Origin of the sequence: Clostridium sp. YIM B02569 (assembly GCF_022320765.1) — a bacterium.
Taxonomy (GTDB): domain Bacteria; phylum Bacillota; class Clostridia; order Clostridiales; family Clostridiaceae; genus Clostridium; species Clostridium beijerinckii.
Genome location: NZ_JAKJJX010000056.1, coordinates 1 through 5,475, shown reverse-complemented (window position 1 = coordinate 5,475; position 5,475 = coordinate 1). Strand labels below are relative to the sequence as shown.

Sequence of the window (5,475 nt, the reverse complement as noted above, 5' to 3'; positions counted from 1 at the left end):
ATTCTACCTCCAACCTTATAAAATAAACATATTACTTTTTGAAGTTTACACGAAAGTCTTGACAGACTCAAATGTAGCCTGGTTTATTTCAATATATTATTTTGAAATTTCTTTATTCTTTATATAATCCTCCCACCAAATAGTTAATTCATAAAGTAATGGTAACAGATTTCTTCCTTTATCAGTTAAGGTGTATTCTACTCTTACAGGCATTTCATTATATTGATTTCTAATAATTAATTCATCATTCTCGAGTTCACGTAATGAATTTGCTAGCATTGTATTTGTTATTCCTGATACGTCTCTTTTTAATTGATTAAAGCGACATACGTCTTTTCTTAGTAACTGCCCTAATATATTCAGTTTCCATTTGCCTCCGATTACTTCCAATGCATCTTTTATAGGGCATTTTTCATTAAAATCTGATTCTCTCACTATATTTAAATATTTCTCTAATTCTTGTTTGCTTGCCATATCTATTCCTCCTAGGTAAGAAAAATAATACCTGATCATTAAATTCTGCGTTCTTGTTAATATAAATTTATTTAAGTACAATAATTATACCAAGTACTTTTATTTGAGTAAATATCAAATGAAGGAGAATAAATATGGTAAGTAGACAGTTAATCTAATTTAAGAAATATTTGTATTTAAAAGGAGAGATATTAAATGTCAAAAGTAGTTATTTTTAATGCTAGTCCAAGAAAGAATGGGTATAATTCAAAATTATTAGAACAAGTGGCAAAAGGTGCTGAGTCTAAAGGTGCTGAGATTATAGAATTTAATTTAAACGATGCTGGGATCCGTGGATGCCAAAGCTGCTTCTATTGCCGTACCCATGATGGTTGTGCTATTAATGATTATCTTAAACCAATGTATGAGGCTATTAATGAAGCAGATGCCATTGTATTTGGTTCTCCAATATATATGTACCAAATTACAGGACAAGCAAAAGTTTGGTTAGACCGTACATTTCCATTGATTGAACATGATGGAAGCAGCACTATTACACCTAGACATCCAGGTAAAAAGGTAGTAACGATATTTACTCAAGCTAATTCAAATCCTGAAGTAGGTGCAGAAAGTATTAAATATGTTACTAATATGTTTAACTTATATGGTTGGAAATTAAAGGATAATATCCACGTTTGCGGAGCTGAGCTTGTTCCTGATTTAACAGCGTTAGAGGAGTTATCTTTAAGAGCATTTAAGGATGGGGAAAATCTAGTTGGATAAAATCCTAGAAAGATATAAAACTTATAAAAATTAAAGTGTAATGAAGATAGAACATTTAAAGCTAATTGTTCTATCTTTTTAATATTTAAACATAAATATTAAAAAGTCTTTTTTAATGTATCAAATTGCTTAAAGAATTCCATTATTTCTCGGAGCGGTTTTTGCTGTCCACTTAGAAACCATTTTCGCCAAACAGCGTAAACGCCTGCTGACATGAAAGTTGTCCAGTATTCACCACTATCAGGAGCATAAAATTTGTTTATTTCTTCTATGAAAATCTGCTGAATGATTGGTTCATATCCACGGTCAACAGATGAGAGTAAATCATCACTAAAGGTGCTGAAGAACTTTAATTGGATATCAAATTTATCAGAGAAGGATGGATTCTGATGAATCGTATAAAATACAGCCGCAATCTTTGGCTGGTAGTACTCATACAAAATCTGCTCGAGATCGTTAAAATTTCGGTAAAAAGCCATGCGGCTTACCCCTGCCCGTTTACAAACTTGTGAAACTGTCAATTCTGACAACTTTTCTGTTGCAAGCAACTGCAGCATAGCTGTTGTTATAAAATCCTTTGTATCTTTTTTGATGGCTTGCGAGTGATTTGTTGCTGCCATTACAATACCTCCCTTATTGTCACATATGATCGTTTCTGTGTTGATTTCATCTTGATAATAGTATATGCTAATTGCACAGAGGTTACAAGTGAAACCTTAGTGAGGGGGAATTTATTATGGAAAAAGAATTAGTTTTAGTAACAGGTGGAAGCGGCTTTATTGCCGTACACATAATATTAAAGCTTTTGAAACGGGGATATAGAGTTCGTACAACACTTCGTACATTGTCACGCCAAGATGAGGTTAAGTCAATGCTTGAAAAAGGCGGAGCAGTTGATTTTGAAAATCTTGAGTTTATACAGACAGATTTGACAAGTGATATAAACTGGATAGAAGCTGCAACTGATGCAAATTATGTTATTCATGTGGCATCGCCAACACCAGCTACACGTCCTGATGATGGTGACGAAATGGTGAAAATGGCAGTTGATGGTACATTGCGAGTGATGAAGGCTGCGAAAGCGGCAGGTGTTAAACGTGTAGTCCTAACTTCTGCCTCAGGGGCAGTACTTTCAGGCCATAAATCTCATCCGGAAATTTTTACAGAGGAAGATTGGACTGACTTGTCAGGCAATATTGATGCATACCAACGTTCAAAAACTATGGCAGAGCTTGCAGCTTGGGAATTTGCAAAGAAAGAGAATATTGAACTCTCAGCTGTTAATCCTGTGGCGGTCATGGGACCTGTACTTGGACAGGATTTTTCTCACTCTAATCAAATTATTCGTGCGATGCTAAATGGGGATATGCCATTCCTCTTAAATATTGGATTTGATTACGTTGATGTGAGAGATGTTGCAGAATTACATTTGCTTGCGATGACATGTCCAGAAGCAGCTGGGGAGCGATTTATTGCTACTACAGGTGAAAATCTGACATATAAAGAAGAAGCGAAAATTTTGCAGAGATACTTAGGAAGTACAGCAAAAAAAGTATCTACTAAGGCACTGCCGGATTTTATGATTAAATTTATGGCAATTTTTAAAAAGGATTTACGTATGCCAGCAACGTTTTTAGGACAAAACACAGCTTGTAGCAACGCAAAAGCTAAAAAGTTACTTGGCTGGCAGCCAAGATCAGCAGAAGAAGCAATCGTGGCAACTGCAAAAAGTATGATTGAACTTGGATTAATTGATAAATAGACATTAAAATTATACTAAGGTTCTCTAGATAGCAGACAATCATTAAGTTTTTGAGTTGTCTTCTCTTAAGCAAAAATAGCACTTGACAGCGACACGGTGAATAGTATCGTAAATAAAGGCGAAAAAACAGCCCAGAAGCAATATATTACAATGCTTCTGGGCTGCTTTATATTAAGGAATATTGGTGATAAGCAGAAATGACCGACACTTGAGTTACAAGAAAGAGGCATCAAGCTTTTCAGGCAGGTTTTATTACAAGTATAATATTCATGGTGATAGGAATTATTCCAGCTTTGTTTCTAACCAACAAGGTGATGGAGGACAACAAAATATCAGCAATGACCGACAATGAATCAGAATAAAAAAGATGAGTAGTTCTATTATTTGCTGATGTTACGGAGAACTTCATCATAAGCAAATAATAAGGCAGAGAATGTTTGGTATTAGAATTACTCTTTTATTAAATGCAACTTTTAGTTGTCAACTGTGTTATATTTAGGTGGTAGAAATATGATAATATTGTAAGTATACTAATACCAGGAGGGGTTAAACTATGAGTTTTCAGGAACAATTGCAAACACTTAGAAAAGCAAAAGGTCTATCGCAAGAAAAATTAGCTGAATTCTTAGGCATATCAAGACAATCAGTTGCAAAATGGGAAGTAGGACAGTCATATCCAGATATAGCTAGATTAATTGCATTAAGTGAGTTCTTTAAAGTAAGCATTGATAAATTAGTCAATGATTATGAAGAAAATTGTAGGTTATCAATAGAAGAAAATAAAGTTAATAATATAAATAGAAATATAATTGATTTTCTATGTAGGGCTAAAAAAGCTACGTATGCTGGAAATGGTGGAGAGTGTAAATCTTCAAGACCAAATTCGCATGATTTAGAATATGTAGAAGGAAACTTAAAATATATTGATACCTATTTAGGTGGAGAAAGATTTTCTGGGGAAGAAGGTTTGTGGCAAGATGATATTCCATTTTGGTCAATGAATTATACTGGAAGAGTTTTGGATGAAAGATTTTCAGATAGTTTTTTAAAGGAAGCTTTGAGTTTAGTAACTGAAGAGAATCCATATAGAGGTCCTATTATTTATCAAAATGGACAGTATAAATATCATTGCATTATAAATGGTGAATTTAAGTGGTTTCAAGGGCATGAGGAAATATATTTTGGTAATATTAAAGTTTATGAATGTTATTTTCATGGAGGATCAATTAAATAGTTAAAACAAGGAGTAATATTATGATATTAAACAGAAATGATTTATGTTGGTGTAAAAGTGGAGTGAAGTATAAAAATTGTCATTTAGAATTTGATAAGAAATTAAGTGACTTAAAAAGAAAAGGACATATAGTACCAACAAGAGATCTTATAAAAACAAAAGAGCAAATTGAAGGAATAAGAAAGAGTGCAGAGGTTAATAATGGTCTTTTAGATTTGATTAGTGAAAACATCAAAGAAGGCATGACAACAGAGCAGATAGATAAATTAGCATATGATTATACTATATCAAAGGGTGGAATTCCAGCAGACCTTAATTATGATGGATTTCCTAAAAGTATTTGTATATCAATAAATAATGAAGTATGTCATGGAATACCAAGTGACGATGTTGTCCTTAAAAATGGGGATATTGTAAATGTGGATGCTACTACTATATTAAATGGATATTATTCAGATGCATCAAGAATGTTTATGATTGGTGAAGTAAGTGAAGAAGCCAGAAAATTGGTTCAAGTAACTAAAGAATGCGTAAATAAAGGACTGGAAGCAGTTAAACCTTGGGAATTTTTAGGAGATATTGGAGCAGCAATTCAGGAACATGCAGAAAATAATGGCTATTCAGTAGTTAGAGAATTTGGAGGACATGGAGTTGGTTTAGATATTCATGAAGATCCATTTGTTTTTCATTTTGGAAAAAGAGGAACAGATATGGTTTTGGCGCCTGGAATGGTGTTCACAATTGAACCAATGATAAATGCTGGAAGTCATGAAATATTTATAGATGAGGATAATGGATGGACTGCATTGACAGCTGATGGTTCTCTTTCAGCACAATGGGAACACACAGTTCTTGTAACAGAAGATGGGGTAGAAGTTATTTCAAAATAATTATGTAATGTGATTTATTAGTGGGGTTGTCTACAGTTTCAAAGTAGTAACCAATCATGAAGGAAATTTGCTATTTAGATAAGCTAATAGATGAGTTAGTAAAAGAAAAAGCAGCAGATAAACCATTTAAAGTATATACTTTCCAAGTAAATACGAGCGGATTTTCAGGGCTCCCTTGTAGGGTGATTGCTGAAATAGAGTGGTGTGAGAGGATGGAAACAAAATAATTGTTTTCATCCTACTCGATTTACTATAATTTATTGGCTATAGCTTATTTTTAGAGAGTGTAAAATAGTCTGTGTAAACTTCATTAGGATGATATAATAAATTATCAAATGAAGGGAGCACAGGCT

General features: G+C 33.3%; 7 protein-coding genes. 5 read left to right on the top strand and 2 right to left on the bottom strand.

Features of this window, described 5'->3' with window-relative positions; translation table 11 throughout:
- Positions 1 to 96 precede the first annotated feature (96 nt).
- Positions 97 to 474, bottom strand: a complete 378-nt coding sequence (locus L3B96_RS26985; protein ID WP_023974155.1) for a helix-turn-helix domain-containing protein — start codon at positions 472 to 474, stop codon at positions 97 to 99.
- A 195-nt stretch (positions 475 to 669) separates the two neighbouring features.
- Between L3B96_RS26985 and L3B96_RS26980 the strand changes: the two genes are divergently transcribed.
- Positions 670 to 1,236 carry a flavodoxin family protein gene (locus tag L3B96_RS26980; RefSeq protein ID WP_238949052.1) on the top strand — a complete coding sequence of 189 codons (567 nt, stop codon included), beginning with the start codon at positions 670 to 672 and terminating at the stop codon, positions 1,234 to 1,236.
- Positions 1,237 to 1,334: 98 nt separating this feature from the next.
- On the opposite strand, the gene L3B96_RS26975 is transcribed toward L3B96_RS26980, so the two are convergent.
- Positions 1,335 to 1,856 carry a TetR/AcrR family transcriptional regulator gene (locus tag L3B96_RS26975; protein WP_238949051.1) on the bottom strand — a complete coding sequence of 174 codons (522 nt, stop codon included), beginning with the start codon at positions 1,854 to 1,856 and terminating at the stop codon, positions 1,335 to 1,337.
- Positions 1,857 to 1,972: 116 nt separating this feature from the next.
- Here L3B96_RS26975 and L3B96_RS26970 point away from each other — a divergent pair, with 116 nt between their 5' ends.
- From L3B96_RS26970 to L3B96_RS26955, 4 genes are all read left to right on the top strand, one after another.
- Entirely contained in the window at positions 1,973 to 2,998 is a 1,026-nt protein-coding gene (locus L3B96_RS26970) for an aldehyde reductase (protein WP_238949050.1), read from the top strand.
- A gap of 553 nt (positions 2,999 to 3,551) precedes the next feature.
- Entirely contained in the window at positions 3,552 to 4,232 is a 681-nt protein-coding gene (locus tag L3B96_RS26965; RefSeq protein ID WP_238899955.1) for a DUF5680 domain-containing protein, read from the top strand.
- 20 nt (positions 4,233 to 4,252) lie between these two features.
- Positions 4,253 to 5,122 (top strand): methionyl aminopeptidase, encoded by an 870-nt coding sequence (locus tag L3B96_RS26960; RefSeq protein ID WP_238949049.1) that lies wholly within the window; start codon positions 4,253 to 4,255, stop codon positions 5,120 to 5,122.
- 56 nt (positions 5,123 to 5,178) lie between these two features.
- On the top strand, positions 5,179 to 5,349 hold the full coding sequence (locus L3B96_RS26955) for a DUF2200 domain-containing protein (RefSeq protein WP_238949048.1): 171 nt from the start codon (positions 5,179 to 5,181) through the stop codon (positions 5,347 to 5,349).
- The last annotated feature ends 126 nt before the right edge of the window (positions 5,350 to 5,475 follow it).